At 44.7% G+C, this 16,180-nt stretch carries 11 protein-coding genes; 6 read left to right on the forward strand and 5 right to left on the reverse strand.

From position 1 onward, the window contains the following. The first annotated feature begins 159 nt into the window (after window positions 1-159). The 6 genes from araA to ACLI1A_RS05325 all read left to right on the forward strand — a co-directional run bounded on the left by araA (window position 160) and on the right by ACLI1A_RS05325 (window position 8,106). Window positions 160-1,650, forward strand: a complete 1,491-nt coding sequence (gene araA / locus ACLI1A_RS05300; protein WP_411406853.1) for an L-arabinose isomerase — start codon at window positions 160-162, stop codon at window positions 1,648-1,650. 98 nt (window positions 1,651-1,748) lie between these two features. Next, window positions 1,749-3,455 carry a sodium:solute symporter family transporter gene (locus ACLI1A_RS05305; RefSeq protein WP_411406855.1) on the forward strand — a complete coding sequence of 569 codons (1,707 nt, stop codon included), beginning with the start codon at window positions 1,749-1,751 and terminating at the stop codon, window positions 3,453-3,455. A 24-nt stretch (window positions 3,456-3,479) separates the two neighbouring features. Beyond that, the gene (gene fsa / locus ACLI1A_RS05310) at window positions 3,480-4,145 is read left to right on the forward strand and encodes a fructose-6-phosphate aldolase (protein ID WP_411406857.1); all 666 of its coding nucleotides are present in this window, start codon (window positions 3,480-3,482) and stop codon (window positions 4,143-4,145) included. Between the two features lie 15 nt (window positions 4,146-4,160). Continuing rightward, window positions 4,161-5,003, forward strand: a complete 843-nt coding sequence (locus tag ACLI1A_RS05315) for a transketolase (protein ID WP_411407217.1) — start codon at window positions 4,161-4,163, stop codon at window positions 5,001-5,003. Between the two features lie 100 nt (window positions 5,004-5,103). Next, a complete protein-coding gene (locus ACLI1A_RS05320) occupies window positions 5,104-6,060 on the forward strand; it encodes a transketolase family protein (protein WP_411406859.1) in 957 nt (318 codons plus the stop codon). A gap of 123 nt (window positions 6,061-6,183) precedes the next feature. Beyond that, on the forward strand, window positions 6,184-8,106 hold the full coding sequence (locus ACLI1A_RS05325; protein WP_411406861.1) for a glycoside hydrolase family 97 catalytic domain-containing protein: 1,923 nt from the start codon (window positions 6,184-6,186) through the stop codon (window positions 8,104-8,106). Window positions 8,107-8,479: 373 nt separating this feature from the next. Here the strand turns inward: ACLI1A_RS05325 and ACLI1A_RS05330 are convergent, their stop codons facing one another. From ACLI1A_RS05330 to ACLI1A_RS05350, 5 genes are all read right to left on the reverse strand, one after another. Beyond that, window positions 8,480-9,649 carry an aldose epimerase family protein gene (locus tag ACLI1A_RS05330; RefSeq protein ID WP_411406863.1) on the reverse strand — a complete coding sequence of 390 codons (1,170 nt, stop codon included), beginning with the start codon at window positions 9,647-9,649 and terminating at the stop codon, window positions 8,480-8,482. Window positions 9,650-9,730: 81 nt separating this feature from the next. After that, window positions 9,731-10,429 carry an L-ribulose-5-phosphate 4-epimerase gene (locus tag ACLI1A_RS05335; protein WP_411406865.1) on the reverse strand — a complete coding sequence of 233 codons (699 nt, stop codon included), beginning with the start codon at window positions 10,427-10,429 and terminating at the stop codon, window positions 9,731-9,733. After that, window positions 10,416-12,104 carry a ribulokinase gene (locus ACLI1A_RS05340; protein WP_411406867.1) on the reverse strand — a complete coding sequence of 563 codons (1,689 nt, stop codon included), beginning with the start codon at window positions 12,102-12,104 and terminating at the stop codon, window positions 10,416-10,418. Before ACLI1A_RS05340 ends, ACLI1A_RS05335 begins: the two co-directional genes overlap by 14 nt. Before the next feature lie 83 nt (window positions 12,105-12,187). Beyond that, window positions 12,188-14,167: an alpha-L-arabinofuranosidase C-terminal domain-containing protein gene (locus tag ACLI1A_RS05345; protein ID WP_411406869.1), complete on the reverse strand. Its 1,980-nt coding sequence runs from the start codon at window positions 14,165-14,167 to the stop codon at window positions 12,188-12,190. 32 nt (window positions 14,168-14,199) lie between these two features. Beyond that, a complete protein-coding gene (locus ACLI1A_RS05350; RefSeq protein WP_411406871.1) occupies window positions 14,200-16,179 on the reverse strand; it encodes a glycoside hydrolase family 127 protein in 1,980 nt (659 codons plus the stop codon). Window position 16,180: the final 1 nt, after the last annotated feature.

Here is a 16,180-nt window from a genome sequence, read left to right on the forward strand (position 1 = left end):
GATATTTTTTTGGTAAAACACTTGTTTATGTGGAAAAATTAGTGTTATTTCGACACTTATTATTTTATAACTTATTTAACAGTTATATACACACACAATTACAAGATAAATTTCGGGCTGTTAGCCCATAAACAAACATCAAAATTTTTACCATCAGTTATGATAAACTTAAAAACATTCGAAGTATGGTTTGTTACCGGAAGCCAGAACTTATATGGTGAGGAAACACTAAAACAAGTTGCAGCACACTCACAGGAATTAGCCAAAGGTCTTGACGCCAGCGGAAACATACCGGTAAGGGTTGTATACAAACCTACTGTAAAATCTACTCAGGAAATATATGACACCCTTGTAGCTGCAAATACTGCCGAGAATGTAATAGGTGTTATCGCGTGGATGCACACCTTCTCTCCTGCTAAAATGTGGATTCGTGGCCTTGCTGCGCTTAAAAAACCATTACTGCACCTGCACACACAGTTTAACCGCGATATTCCGTGGAACTCTATAGACATGGACTTCATGAACCTGAACCAGAGCGCTCACGGCGACCGTGAGTTTGGTTTTATGGTATCGCGACTGCGTAAAAACCGTAAGGTAGTTGTAGGCCACTGGCAAGACCCAGAAGTAGAAAAACAAATAGGTGACTGGAGCCGTGCAGCAGCAGGCTGGTACGACTGGCAAGGTGCTAAAATTGCCCGTTTTGGCGATAATATGCGCTTTGTAGCCGTTACTGACGGTGATAAAGTAGAAGCTGAACTTCAGTTTGGTTTCTCTGTAAACAGCTACGGTATTGGCGACCTTGTAGCGCTTATCGATGCGGTTACTGATGAGCAGATAAAAGAACAAATAGCAGTATACAACGCAGAGTACACTGTAGCAGACGATCTTAAAGAAGGTGGCGCACGTTACACATCAGTGTACGAAGCAGCCCGAATTGAAGTTGCCCTGCGCAAATTCTTAGTAGACGGTGGCTTTGTAGGTTTCTCAGATACGTTTGAAGACCTGCACGGTATGGTACAGCTTCCGGGCCTTGCGGTACAAAGGCTTCTTGCAGAAGGCTTTGGCTTTGCCGGTGAAGGCGACTGGAAAACGGCTGCCCTTGTACGTGCATTTAAAGTTATGGGTGCAGGCCTTGCAGGCGGTAACGGCTTCATGGAAGACTATACGTACCACTTCGACCCGAACAATGAGCTTGTTCTTGGTTCACACATGCTTGAAATTGATGCCTCGCTTGCAGCTACTAAGCCGAGCCTTGAGGTACACCCACTGGGCATAGGCGGAAAAGCAGACCCTGCACGCCTTGTGTTTAACGTAGCTGGTGGTGCTGCCCTAAACGCTTCTATTATAGACGTGGGTAACCGTTTCCGTATGATTGTAAACGAAGTAGAAGCTGTAGAAGTAGAAAACGAACTACCAAAACTACCGGTAGCCCGCGTACTGTGGAAACCGCTTCCTGATATGAAAACAGGTTGTGCCGCATGGATCTACGCCGGTGGAGCGCACCACACTGCTTACAGCCAAAACCTTTCGGCTGAGATAATACAGGACTTTACAGAAATGGCCGGCATAGAGTTTATCCGAATAGGTAAAGGCACTACTATAGACAGCATTAAAAATGAGTTAAGGTGGAACGATGCTTCGTTTAAATAAAACGTTGTAGTATTTATGTAAAATATTTATGTGCCTATGATAGATTTTAATACTATCTTAGGCACCGCTATAACCAAAATCCTTAACACACACAAATTATGGGCAACTTTGCTACTATAGATTATGTAATTTTTATCGTGTACTTTTTCCTTGTTGCCGGGTATGGCTACTGGGTATACCGTAACAAGAAAAGCACAGAAGAAAACGTATCTGATTCAAAAGACTTCTTCCTTGCCGAAGGCTCACTTACATGGTGGGCTATCGGTGCTTCATTAATTGCGTCTAACATCTCTGCAGAACAGTTTATCGGAATGAGCGGTAACGGTTTTGTGGTGGGTGTAGCCGTAGCAGCTTACGAATGGATAGCTGCACTGGCACTTATTATTGTGGCCGTATGGTTTATCCCGGTGTATCTTAAAAACAAGATATTCACCATGCCGCAATTCCTGGAAAGCAGGTATAACCAAACTACCAGTCTTATCATGTCGGTATTTTGGCTGTTCCTTTACGTATTCGTAAACCTTACTTCTATTTTGTACCTGGGCGCAATCGCTATAGCCGGTATCGCCGGCCCAGAGTACTTCCACATCATTGTAATAGCTATGGCTATATTCTCACTTGTAATTACACTGGGTGGTATGAAGGTAATCGGTTTTACCGACGTAATACAGGTAGTAGTACTTGTAGTAGGTGGTCTTGCCACTACATACATTGCACTTACTAAAGTAGGCGAACATTTCGGCCTTGGCCCAGATGCACTTGCAGGTTTTAAAGCTATGGTACAGGACGCACCGGAACACTTTAAACTAATGGTGGACAAGCCAACTGCTGCATCTCCGCAAGGTGATATAAACAAATACCTTATGCTTCCGGGCATAGCCATGTATTTTGCAGGTATCTGGATTGTAAACCTTAACTACTGGGGCTGTAACCAATACATTACCCAGCGTGCCCTTGGTGCCGATCTTAAAACAGCGCGTACAGGTATCCTTTTTGCAGGTTTCATGAAGCTTGCCATGCCGGTTATCGTTATGCTACCGGGTATTGCTGCTTATGTACTGTATAAAAACGGTGCACTTCAATCTGAAATGGGTATAGGCGAAGCCTTTAAGGCAGACAACGCATACTCTGCAGTACTTACTTTCCTTCCTACAGGTCTTAAGGGGCTTTCGGTAGCGGCGCTTACTGCTGCTATTGTGGCATCGCTTGCAGGTAAGGCAAACAGTATTTCTACCATCTTTACTCTTGACATTTACCAACGCTATATCAACAAAGACGCTTCTGAAAAGAAACTGGTTATTGTAGGCCGTCTTGCCATACTTGCTGCAATTGTATTCTCAGTAGCACTTACCTGGAATGATGCACTGGGCATAGGTGGCGAAGGTGGTTTCACTTTCATCCAAAAATACACAGGCTTCTTTAGCCCGGGTGTATTCGCCATGTTCCTACTGGGTATGTTCTGGAAACGTACTACAGGCTCAGCAGCTGTAGCGGGTGTAATAGCAGGTTTTGCACTTTCTATCTTCTTCAACAGTTTTGCTGTAGATGTATTCGGACCTGAAACGCTGCTTTGGACAGCTTATAAAAATGCAGACGGTGTATTCGAAATACCATTCCTTATCTGCATGGGCTGGGCATTTGTATTCACTATGCTGCTTATGATTGTTATGAGCCTTAGCGGCCCTAAAATCAACCCTAAAGCTTTCGAACTGGATACCAAAATGTTCCGTGTGGAGCCGTCTACACTGGCGCTTATCGTGGTAACACTGCTTTGCTTAACGGCGCTGTATGTAAAATACTGGTAATTAACGAACTTTAACTCACACAATATGAAGTTTTTTATTGACACCGCTAACCTTGCCCAGATAAAGGAGGCCCACGAAATGGGAATTCTGGACGGCGTTACCACCAACCCTTCGCTTATGGCTAAGGAAGGCATAACAGGCCACGAAAATATTATTAACCACTACAAGGCAATCTGCGAAATTACCGATGGCGATGTAAGTGCCGAAGTTATTGCTACAGATTTTGAAGGCATGATACGCGAAGGTGAAGCCCTTGCTGCACTGCACGAGCGTATAGTGGTAAAACTACCGATGATAAAAGACGGTGTAAAAGCCGCTAAATATTTCTCTGAAAAGGGCATAAAAACCAACGTAACCCTTGTATTTTCTGCCGGGCAGGCATTACTTGCCGCTAAGGCAGGTGCCACGTATGTATCGCCGTTCCTGGGCAGGCTGGATGACATCTCTACAGATGGCCTTAACCTGATTGAGGAAATACGCCTTATATACGACAATTACGGTTACGAAACGCAAATCCTGGCGGCTTCTGTGCGCCACGCTATGCACATTGTAAACTGTGCTAAGATAGGTGCCGATGTTATGACAGGCCCGCTTAGTGCAATGACTGCCCTGCTTAAACACCCGCTTACCGATAATGGACTTGCACAATTCCTTGCAGACCATGCGGCAGCGGCTTCTAAAAACGCTTAATATTTTATGGAAAAGATAACTGATATTAAAAAACTTGAGGCAATAGTAAGCCAGGTACGCAGAGATATAGTGCGTATGGTACACGGCTGCCAGAGTGGTCACCCGGGTGGCTCGCTGGGCTGTGCCGACTACGTAACGGCGCTGTACTTTAACGCCATGGATCGCAAGGAAGGCTTTGATATGAACGGCACTAATGAAGACCTTTTCTTCCTTTCTAACGGACATATCTCTCCCCTGTTCTATAGCGTTCTTGCCCACGCAGGCTACTTTGATAAAGCCGAGCTTGCTACATTCCGTAAACTGGATTCTCGCCTTCAGGGACACCCTACAACGCACGAACACCTACCGGGCGTTCGCATTGCATCGGGTTCTCTTGGCCAGGGTATGAGTGTAGCCGTAGGTGCTGCTCTTGCCAAAAAACTGAACGGAGATAACAAGCTTGTATACGCCTTGTTTGGCGATGGCGAGCTTCAGGAAGGACAAATCTGGGAAGCGGCTATGTTTGCACCACACAATAAGGTAGACAACCTTATCTGTGCAGTAGACTACAACGGACAACAAATAGACGGCCCTACAAGTAAAGTACTTTCTCTGGGCGACCTTAAAGGTAAATTTGAAGCCTTCGGGTGGACGGTTATAGAAAGTGCCGGTAACGATATGGCGGTTCTTGTAGAGACTATTGCTCATGCAAAATCGCTTACAGGCCAGGGTAAACCAATCATGATACTCCTAAAAACCGAAATGGGCTTTGGCGTAGACTACATGATGGGTACTCACAAATGGCACGGTGCTGCTCCAAACGATGCACAGCTTGAAGCTGCTCTTGTACAACTTGAGGAAACACTTGGAGATTATTAATTTAAAGATTGAAAAATTTAAACATTGAAAGATTCGCAGTGATGGATGACATCCTGAATTTTTAAATCTTTCAATCATTAAATTCTTAAATGAAGAACAAATGAAAAAATATACCTATACAGAATCAAAAGATACGCGCTCGGGCTTTGGAGCCGGATTGCTTGAAGCGGGCAGGAAAAACGAAAACGTGGTGGCACTGTGTGCAGACCTCGTTGCCTCGCTAAAAATGCAGGACTTTATTAACGAGTTCCCGGAGCGTTTTATACAGGTGGGTATTGCCGAAGCAAACATGATTGGCATTGCGGCGGGCCTTACCATAGGTGGCAAAATTCCGTTTACAGGAACCTTTGCTAACTTTTCTACCGGTCGTGTTTACGACCAAATCCGCCAGTCTGTAGCCTATTCAGACAAGAACGTAAAAATATGTGCTTCTCACGCAGGTCTTACCCTGGGTGAAGACGGTGCAACCCACCAAATCCTTGAAGACATCGGTCTTATGAAGATGCTTCCGGGTATGACAGTGATAAACCCATGCGATTACAACCAGACTAAAGCCGCTACTATAGCTATTGCAGAGCACGAGGGCCCTGTATACCTGCGTTTCGGTCGTCCGGTAGTGCCTATCTTTACCGATGCAGATCAAAAGTTTGAAATCGGTAAGGCATGGATGGTAAACGAAGGTGTTGATGTATCGATATTCGCTACAGGCCACCTTGTATGGGAAGCCATACAGGCAGGCGAAAAACTGGCTGAAATGGGTATTGATGCAGAAATCATCAACATCCACACCATTAAGCCACTTGATGCCGAAGCAGTACTTAAATCAGTTGCCAAAACAGGCTGCGTGGTTACTGCCGAAGAGCACAACCGCCTTGGAGGCCTTGGCGACAGCATAGCACAATTGCTTGCTACAAACAACCCTGTGCCACAGGAATACGTAGCCGTAAACGACAGTTTTGGCGAAAGCGGAACGCCTGCACAGCTAATGACCAAATACGGCCTTGATGCAGAACACATCATTAAAGCCGTACAAAAAGTTATTGCACGCAAAAAATAATATCCGAAAAACCATTTATTAAATTCAACCGAAAGCCATTTTACTGAACCAACGGTTCTTTAAAGTGGCTTTTATTTTATCAAACTCACGCAAACGTTTTATTAATCAAACCTCTTAAAAACAATGAAAAAACACGTGAGCGTAGCCACACTGCTATTAGTACTGGCTTCCTGTAGTTCGGGCAGTAAAACCACCGAAACCGTAACCAGCCCAAACGGTAAGCTTGTTACCGAAATTGGCGTAAACAAAAACAACAGAGCCTGGTACCTGGTAAAAAAAGAAGGCAAAGTCGTTATAGACACTTCTGCCATGGGCATCATCAGGAAAGATGCTGCTTTCTTCGAAAACCTGAAGCTGGTATCGGCTACCGATAACGGTAAAATAACCGACAGCTACAAAATGCTGCAGGGTAAAAAAACCGACATTACCTATACGGCAGACCAAAAGGTGATTCACCTTGAAAACGATAAGGGTGAAAAGATGGACGTTATCTTTAACGTGTCAGACAACGGTGTGGCGTTCCGCTATGCTTTCCCCGAAGCTTCAGACGATGTAAAGCACATTACCGAAGAGAAGACCTCATTCAACTTTATAAAAGATGCCAAAGCATGGCTGCAACCGCTTAGTGAGGCCAAAACCGGTTGGGAACACACCAATCCGTCATACGAGGAATACTACCAGATGGGCGTTCCTGTAGATACCAAATCGCCTATCGGGCAGGGTTGGGTTTTCCCTGCGCTGGTTAACGAAGGCGATACCTGGCTTGCCGTTACCGAAACCGGCCTGGGCAGTAACTACTGCGCATCGCACCTTGATTATAATAAAGAGCTTGGTGCACTTAAAATCGTATTCCCGCAGGATGCAGAGCGTTTCGCTAAAGATGCGGCGTTGTACCCTGAATCGAAAACACCTTGGGAAACCCCTTGGCGCACCATAGCTATAGGTAGTCTTAACGAAGTGGCTGAATCTACCCTGGGTACCGACCTTGCCGATAAGGCCGTAACCGACGATACCGCGTTTGTACACCCAGGCATTTCGTCTTGGAGCTGGGCGATACTTAAGGACAATTCGGTTAACTACGAAACTACCAAACAGTTTATAGACTATGCGCAGAAAATGCACTGGCCGTATTGCCTTATTGATGCCGACTGGCACAAGCGTATTGGTATCGACAAGATAAAAGAGCTTGTGGCGTATGGCAAAGAGCGTAATGTAAAGCTGATACTTTGGTACAACTCGGCCGGAAGCTGGAATACTGTTCCGTACGGACCTAAAGATAAATTCCTTACTGCCGAAAGCCGCGAAAAGGAATTTAAATGGCTGCACGATATAGGTATTGCTGGAGTAAAAATTGATTTCTTTGGTGGCGACGGGCAAAGCATGATTGCCTATTACCACGAGATACTGAAGTCGGCACTAAAGCACCAGATACTGGTTAACTTCCACGGGGCTACCCTGCCGCGCGGCTGGCAACGCACCTACCCTAACCTGATGACCATGGAGTCTATAAAAGGCTTTGAGTTCATTTCGTTTGAGCAAAAAGTTGCCGATGAGTCGCCATCGCACATGGCATTGCTGCCGTTTACACGCAACCTGTACGACCCTATGGACTTCACCCCTATGGCCCTGGATAAAATACCGAACATCAACCGCAGGACAACCAGTGCATTTGAGTTGGCACTGCCTACCCTATTCCTTTCAGGTATACAACACCTTGCTGAAATACCGGAAGGTATGGCAAAAATGCCCGACTATGTACAGGAATACCTTAAAGACATCCCTGTTGCGTGGGACGAAACCAAGCTCCTGGCAGGTTATCCTGGTAAAGATGTGGTAATGGCGCGCCGCAAAGGTGAAACCTGGTTTATAACCGGAGTTAACGGTGAAAACAAGGTTAAAGACGTTACTATAGACCTTTCTTTCATTTCTAAGGAAGGATTTATGATTACCGATGGCAATAGTCAGCTTTTTGAAAAAACTACCGTAAAACCAGCTAAAATGACTGTGAAGCTAAAACCGTATGGTGGCTTTGTAATGAAATTCTAATACCAATTATTATATCTTGTGAGACAGCCCTTCGGGGCTGTTTTTTTATGCAGATTTGACACGAATCTCACGAATTTTTCCAAAATAAAAAATTAGTACATACATCATTTCTTGATAATTAGTGTCAGCAAAAAATCCCACCCCGCCCTGCGGGCACCCCTCCGAAGGAGGGGAATGCCACTCTGCTGTTCCAGTGCTACAATTCCCCTCCTTCGGAGGGGTGGCTGAAAGCCGGGGTGGGAATTAAAAATTTGTGAAATTTGTGTCAAATCAAAGCGTAAAAAAACCGGTCCCCTGCCAGAGACCGGTATCATTAGCAAATAAGTAACCCAAACTTATTGTAACTAACCTAACAAACTATCATTAAATGCTATTATTTAGCAGAAAACTTGTAAATGGTGGTAGAGGTATATTTCTCTCCCGGGTTTAGCACTGTAGTAGGGAATTTCGGCTCATTTGGTGAATCCGGGTAGTGCTGTGTTTCAAGGCAAAGACCACTGCGTTTTTCGTAGTTGCCCCCTGCTTTGCTTGGTTTTGTATTATCCAGGAAATTACCACTGTAAAACTGCACTGCAGGCTCATCAGTAAATACTTCCATATAACGGCCTGACCCCTTGTGGTACAGGCTTGCAACTTCCTTAACCTTTTTGCTGCTGTCTGTAAATACCCAGCAGTGGTCAAAACCGCCGCCTTTTTCAAGCTGGTCGTCTTTAACATTAATATCCTTGCCAATTTCCTTAGCTGTAGTAAAGTCAAACGGTGTACCCGCAACGGCTTTAAGTTCGCCAGTAGGGATAAGTGTTTTATCTACCGGAAGGAATTTATCCGCCTTGATTTCAAGCTCATGATCCAGGATGGTTTTGTACTTACCACTCAGGTTAAAGTAGCTGTGCTGCGTAAGGTTAACCACGGTTTTCTTATCGGTTTCGGCCTCGTATTTAATTTCAAGGGCATTATCATTAGTAAGCACGTAAGTAACGGTTACTTTCAGGTTGCCCGGGTAGCCTTCTTCGCCATCTTTAGCTATGTAAGAAAGCTTTAAAGATGGAGCATCGCCCTCTACAGGCTCGGCAGTCCATACCCTTTTGTCAAAGCCTTTACCGCCGTGCAGCGAGTTTGGCCCGTCATTAACGGTAAGCTGGTATTCCTTACCATCCAGGCTGAATTTACCCTTTGCAATACGGTTACCGTAACGGCCTATGATAGCACCAAAAAAGTACGGGTTAGACGTAAGATATAGCTCCGGTGAAGTATAACCAAGCACAACATCTTCAAACTTGCCGTCCTTATCAGGAGCGGTAAGCGAAAGGATGTCGCCGCCCATAGTGATTACTTCCATCTTCATACCGTTAGCATTGGTAAGAGTGTATTTTTCAATTTTCACCCCTTCGGCAGTAGTGGCGTAATCAGATTTTTCAATCCCTGCTTTGGTTGCCGCAGGCGCAGTTTGTTCGGTCATTGGTTCTTCTTTTTTTTCTTCCTTGCAGCTAAACAGCAATGAGGTAGCCATTAGCGTGCACAAGGCTATTTTCACGTTTTTCATGATAAAGTTTTGGTTTGTGTTATAGCATTATTTACCGGTGCTGCAGTTATAGCGGGTTGCAGCACCGGTAATTAAATGTAACTACTGCCCGTAATAGGCATCTTTGCCATGCTTACGGTCGTAGTGTTTTTGTATCAGCGAATCCTTAAGGCGTGGCGCCGCAGGATTTATCTGCAATGTAAGGTAGGCCATTTCAGCTACTGCTTCAAGCACCTTGCTGTTGTACACCGCCTTGGCAGCTGTCTTACCCCAGGTAAACGGACCGTGGTTGCCCAACAGTACCATTTCTACCTCCTCATAAGAAAGGCCTTTTTCCTTAAAGCAGTCCAAAATCTGGATACCTGTGTTGTGCTCGTAGTTCCCCTGGATCAGGTGGTCTGCCATAGGCGCAGCACAAGGTATGTCTGCCGTAAGGTGGTCGGCATGTGTAGTACCAAACACAGGGATGTCGCGCTGTGCCTGAGCCCATGCTACCGAATAGGTTGCGTGAGTATGGGCAATACCGCCTATATGTTCCCAATGCTTATAAAGATACGCGTGCGTTTTGGTATCAGACGACGGCCTCATGGTACCTTCAATAATGTTATTGTCAAAATCAACAATTACAATATCTTCCGGCTTCAGGATTTCGTAAGGCACTCCGCTTGGCTTAATAGCAAAAACGCCACGCTCACGGTCTACCGCGCTTACGTTACCAAAAGTATAGATAACCAGTTTCAGCGCATCAAGCTGCATATTGGCTTCATAACACTCCTGTTTCAGGTCTTTATATATGGACATGCTCTTTGTTTTTGATTACGTTTTCAACAAAGTTACCAAGTTCGGCATATTGCTGCATAAACAGTTCATATTTTTCTACCTGATCGGTTTGAGGGAAGTATTCTGCCTCAAAATCAGAACCCATTTTTTTGCTTGCTTCAATCACATCGCCATATACACCACCGGCTACAGCAGCATAAATAGCAGCACCAAGTGCAGGTGCCTGGTCGCTTTCGGCAACTTTAATAGGCATATTAAGCACGTTGGCAAGCGTTTGCATAATGAATGGCGACTTACGTGCCACACCACCAATACCAATTACCGAAGTAATTTTAACACCTTCCGACTCAAAACGGTCTACAATCATTTTAGAACCGAAGCAAATCGCGTTTACAAGCGCCTTGAAAATGTGTGGCGCCTTAGTACCCAGCGAAAGGCCGGTCATGGCAGCTTTTAGCTCCTGGTTAGCATCCGGAGTACGGCGACCGTTAACCCAGTCAAGGGCTACAGGAACCGCTTCGTGCAACGGAATAGCCTCCGCCTGCTTGGTAAGTGTACGTATAAAGTTAGCATCTACTTCCTCGGCAAGTTTTACTTTTTGCTCATCTGTAAGGATGCTTGATGTAAGCACAAGGTTGTCTATTGGCCAAGAAAGCACGTTCTTAAACCATGCAAGTACGTCGCCAAAGGCACTCTGACCCGCTTCAAGACCGATAAGTCCCGGTATAACCGAACCATCTACCTGTCCGCAGATACCTTTTACGGTATTAGCACCAATGGCACTGTCCTGAGCAATCATAATATCGCATGTAGAAGTACCCATAATACGAACCAGTACGTTTTCGTCTACCTTAGCTCCTACGGCACCAGAGTGCGCATCGAACGTACCTACAGCAATAACCGTTTTGGTAGTAAGGCCAAGCTTTTCAGCCCACTCTGCGTTAAGGTTACCGGCTACAAGGTCGCTGGTATAGGTTTCATCGTATAAGTTACCCCTTAGCGTAGCAAGGTACGGGTGCAGTTGCGAAAGGAATTCTTCAGGCGGTAAACCGTTCCAGCTTTCGTGCCACATGGCTTTGTGCCCTGCGGCGCAACGGCTGCGCTTAAAGGTTTTAAGATCTTTTTGGTCGGCAAGCAGGTACGTCATAAGGTCGCAGTGCTCCATCCATGTATAGGCAGCGTTTTTCACTGCTTCGTCCTCGCGAACGATGTGAAGTATCTTAGCCCAGAACCACTCAGACGAATAGATACCGCCTTCGTATTTTGTAAAATCCTCTCCACCCCATGAAGCCGCAAGCGCATTAATTTCGCCTGCTTCTTTAATAGAAGTATGGTCTTTCCAAAGTACCATCATGGCGTTAGGGTTTTCTTCAAATCCCGGAACCAAAGCTAGTGGTGTACCATCTTGCGTTACAGGTACCGGAGAAGAACCAGTAGTATCTATACAAATACCTACCACGCTTTCAGGATTTACCTCGCTGGTAGCTACTACTGATTTTATAGTTTTTTCAAGTCCTTCTATGTGGTCTAAAGGATGCTGACGAAACCTGTTTGAAGGAGCATCGCAGTACATCCCTTTTTTCCAACGGGCGTACCAATGTACTTCCGAGGCCAGTTCTGCCCCATTTTCTGTATCTATAAGTACTGCCCTTACCGAGTCAGTACCGTAATCAAGTCCTATTACGTACTTTTTCATCGTAGCCTATAATTGTGTGTTTTATTTTTTACAAATATAAGATTCTATTTTAATAAATGTAATTTTTACACTTAATATTTTGCTTAAGAAATTTTAACGCGTAAAATCACGAAAGAATATGCCGGTATTTCAGCTTCAATTTTACTTTTACCTGTTTTAAACTTGCTTTCTTTAGGTGCGACGGTCTCTTTAGTAAAGTCGTTCTCAGCATCAAGATTATCATTTTTAAGCACTGTCATAGTGCCCTCCTTGGCAAGCTTCTTACCTTTTACATCAACTTTTGCTGTCTGCGCTTTGTCAGATGTGTTTACAAGCTTTACTACCACCTCGTTACTCGCCTTGTCTATCACAGCACTGGCAAACATACCGTTCTGACCTGTTATGGCTTTACCATCGGCAGTAAGCGAAAGCAGGTTAGTACCGGCATTGTTTCCGTATAATTTTTGTACGTAGTAGTTTGGCGTAGCGTAGCTTTGCAGGTTGTTAAACCAGATAAGATCCGGTGTCCACTGCCAACCGTCGGCATGTGCAAAAAGCGGCGCATAGCTGGTCATGTACACCACATCAGCATTACGCTCAAGTCCTGTCATAAACGCGGCTTCAGAAAGCGCTGCTTCCCAGTTGTTACGGTTTTCAGCACTGGCTATGTCCTTGGTTTGTACCGCATATTCACCTGCAAATACTTTTGGCCCTTTACGGTCGTATTTATCATAACGGGTTACATTGGTTTTAAACCATTCGGGAGAGTTGTAGTAATGCTCATCCACAAAATCGGCTTTAAGCTCCTTAAGCTGTTCCCAGCCATAGTCAAAATACTCTCCTGAAGGGAATGGCCCACTGCCCGATATTATCTTAATATTAGGGTATTTAGAACGGATGGCTTTTTCAAATACTTTGTAGCGTGCTATATAATCAGGTCCCCACTGCTCGTTACCTACACCTATCATTTTAAGGTTAAAAGGTTTCGGATGCCCCATATCACTACGTAATTTACCCCACTTGGTACTTACAGAACCATTAGCAAACTCAATAAGATCCAACGCATCTTGCACGTAAGGGTCAAGTTCGGCAAGTGGCACAAGCTCACCTGTATTAAACTGGCAGGCAATACCACAGCTCAATACCGGTAGCGGCTCTGCTCCTATGTCCTCAGCAAGCTGGAAATATTCAAAGAACCCAAGACCAAACGTTTGGAAATAATCAGGGGTTTTCTTGTGGTCAAACTCTACGTTCCAGCGGTTAATAAGAGTTTCACGATCTTCAGGGTTACCCACTGTTTTCTTCCATTGGTAGCGTTGTTCCAGTGTACGGCCTTCTACAATACATCCTCCAGGGAAACGCAGGAAGCCCGGATTAAGGTCGTACAGTTTTTGTACCAAATCCTTACGCAGACCGTTGGGCCTGTTTTTCCATGTTTCCTGAGGGAATATCGATACCATATCAATATTGATAACACCTGTTCCTGTAAAGGTTACTTTAAGTTTACCTTTTGCAACTGTTTTTGTAGCGTTTATCTGGGCAGTGTATTTTTTCCAGTCTTTACCTGTAGGGCTTACCGAAGCTTCCCCTATTACATTACCCTGCTCATCTACAAACTGGAAATTGATTTTACTAATGTTGCCCTCTTGGTTCGCAGCCATGATAGAAACATTGTAAACATCGCCTTCCTTAATACCCATACCACGGAAACCTTCGTTAATAAGGCTGTAACCCTTATCATCCTTTACCTCTATACGGGCAAAATTTTTGTTTCCGCTGGTTTTAGATTCTATAATGTTGGCATAGCCTGATTTATCATTAAATGAATGCCTGTCGCTGTTTGGTTGTGTCCAGCCCATAAGCGGCGCATCAAACTCAAACGAACGGTTTTTAACCATTTCGGCATAAAGACCGCCATCAGCACCAAAGTTGATGTCTTCAAAGAAGATACCGTACATGGTAGGCTGTATTTTTACACCTGTTTCTTTAGTATCCAGCACATATTTATTCTGCTGGGCAGTAGCCATAAAGCTACTTAGCACGATTGCTGAAAAAGCAGCATTCCTTAAAAGTTGTTTTTTCATTATATACTTAGTTTGTTCTCTCAATTTAATAATTATTTAGTTTCGGGCAACCATACCTTCATTTCGTTTACGCCACGATTGCTCCAGGTGTAGTAAGGTATGGCGGTAAATGTTTTGCCGTTTGTTTTACCCTCAATAGTATAAATTCCTTTAAGCAATTCAGGATGGTTTTTTACGGTAAATTTAGTTTTACCGCTAACTTTTACAGCCTGTACATCGGCATTGTCTGCGGCCTCCACAGTATATACCAGCGGGCCACGCTCTAATGACACTTTGCCCCTGTCGTCTACTATTTTATCGCTGGCTTCAACCTCACGTACTTCCATCGGGAAGTTTAGCGTTACAGTATCGCCTTTTTTCCAACTGCGGGTTACAGTAAAGTATCCGTCTGTTATTTGTATGTTTTGCTTTTTACCGTTAATCTTAAGCTCAGGAGTGCCTTTCAGCTTATTGGTATAGTTGTATAATCCTCCCGGCATAACCTCATTCCTGGCCCAGCCCGGTACACGGAACTTAACGGTAAAGGTTCCTTCCTTTTGAGGAGTGAAGGCTACCTTAACGCTGCCATCCCACGGATACGCTGTTTCCTGGCTAACCGTTAGCTTTTGCGATTTTAGGTTAACATCTGCGGTATTACCCATATAAAGGTTTACGTAAAGTACATCATCTTTTTGTGCATAAATAAGCCCCGGTATGGCCGGTATAAAACGGATAAGGTTTGTAGGGCAGCAAGAACAGTCAAACCATGCCGAACGTGTACACGCCCCGCGGTTAAACAGGTACTTACCGTCACTCTCCAACGCATTTGGATAAAAGAACTCGGTACCCTTTAAAGAAATACCCGAAATAAGGCCGTTGTACATAGTACGCTCTAGTACATCGGTATATTTTACATCGCCGGTAAGGTTAAACAGGCGGTTGTTCCAGTATACAGAGCCTATGGCAGCACAGGTTTCGTTGTAAGCCGTAAGGTTTGGCAATTCATAGTTATCGCCAAAAGCCTCACCGTCGTGGCGCGCGCCTATACCACCCGTAATGTATATTTTCTTTTCTACCATATTGTGCCAAATTTTGTCAATGGCAGCGCGATAGTCAGCGTCGTTATATATGGCAGCAATATCGGTCATACCTGCATACAGGTACACCGCGCGCACTGCATGCCCCACGGCTTCATCCTGTTGTATAACCGGAACGTGGTCTTGTGCATAAGCACCGTATTGCTCTTTTTTATTGGGGTCGCCCCTGTGGTCAAGGTAAAACTTAGCCAGCTTCAGGTACTCTTCTTTACCCGTTATCTGGTACAGTTTTACAAGGCCGGTTTCTATAATTTCGTGCCCCGGTACGGCTAATATCTGTCCTGGCTTATCGCCAAAGGTTTTTACAAACAGGTCGGCATTTTTAAGTGCAATATCAAGGAAGTTGCGTTTACCGGTAGCCCAGTAGTGTACGGCAGCGGCTTCGTACATATGCCCTGCGTTATACTCTTCATGGCTCATGTTCATGTACTCCCAGCGTTCGCCTTTATCTACCTTTACCCACGGTGCAGGCGGCTTAGCAGGATTTATGGTACGCCAAGTAGTAAGATAACCGTCTTTCTCCTGGCCTATCTTAATTATGGCTATAAGTGAATCGAGCAGGTTTTCCAGCTTTTCGTCGGGTGAGCTTATTAAGGAATTGGATGCACCTTCTATGATTTTGTAAACGTCGCTGTCGTCAAACGGCATTTGCCCTTTAACATCGCCTTGTTTTACCCCCCCGGCAATAAGGAAATTATCAAACCTGCCTTCTTCACTACACTTCTGAATGGCATATTCAATAGTTTTTTCCTGTACCCTTTTTATAATAGGCAGCCAGAAGTTATCAGTAACCTTTACCTGGCTTATGGGCACTGCCTGTATAGGATAACCGATGGCTTGCTGCCCGGCTGCCGTATCTGATTTTCCAGCCTGTGCATAGGTTTGCCCTAAAGCAAGAACAAACACACCAAGGCTATATAAGATTGTTTTTTTCATT

The organism is Flavobacterium sp. RHBU_3, assembly GCF_046613565.1.
Lineage (GTDB): Bacteria > Bacteroidota > Bacteroidia > Flavobacteriales > Flavobacteriaceae > Flavobacterium.

Excerpts from the sequence above, each read along its gene's own strand:
- ACLI1A_RS05335 (WP_411406865.1), bottom strand. The coding sequence starts at position 10,429 with ATGTCCATATATAAAGACCTGAAACAGGAGTGTTATGAAGCCAATATG.
- ACLI1A_RS05350 (WP_411406871.1), bottom strand. The coding sequence starts at position 16,179 with ATGAAAAAAACAATCTTATATAGCCTTGGTGTGTTTGTTCTTGCTTTA.
- ACLI1A_RS05330 (WP_411406863.1), bottom strand. The coding sequence starts at position 9,649 with ATGAAAAACGTGAAAATAGCCTTGTGCACGCTAATGGCTACCTCATTG.
- ACLI1A_RS05325 (WP_411406861.1), top strand. The coding sequence starts at position 6,184 with ATGAAAAAACACGTGAGCGTAGCCACACTGCTATTAGTACTGGCTTCC.
- ACLI1A_RS05345 (WP_411406869.1), bottom strand. The coding sequence starts at position 14,167 with ATGAAAAAACAACTTTTAAGGAATGCTGCTTTTTCAGCAATCGTGCTA.
- ACLI1A_RS05340 (WP_411406867.1), bottom strand. The coding sequence starts at position 12,104 with ATGAAAAAGTACGTAATAGGACTTGATTACGGTACTGACTCGGTAAGG.
- ACLI1A_RS05305 (WP_411406855.1), top strand. The coding sequence starts at position 1,749 with ATGGGCAACTTTGCTACTATAGATTATGTAATTTTTATCGTGTACTTT.
- ACLI1A_RS05320 (WP_411406859.1), top strand. The coding sequence starts at position 5,104 with ATGAAAAAATATACCTATACAGAATCAAAAGATACGCGCTCGGGCTTT.
- fsa (WP_411406857.1), top strand. The coding sequence starts at position 3,480 with ATGAAGTTTTTTATTGACACCGCTAACCTTGCCCAGATAAAGGAGGCC.
- araA (WP_411406853.1), top strand. The coding sequence starts at position 160 with ATGATAAACTTAAAAACATTCGAAGTATGGTTTGTTACCGGAAGCCAG.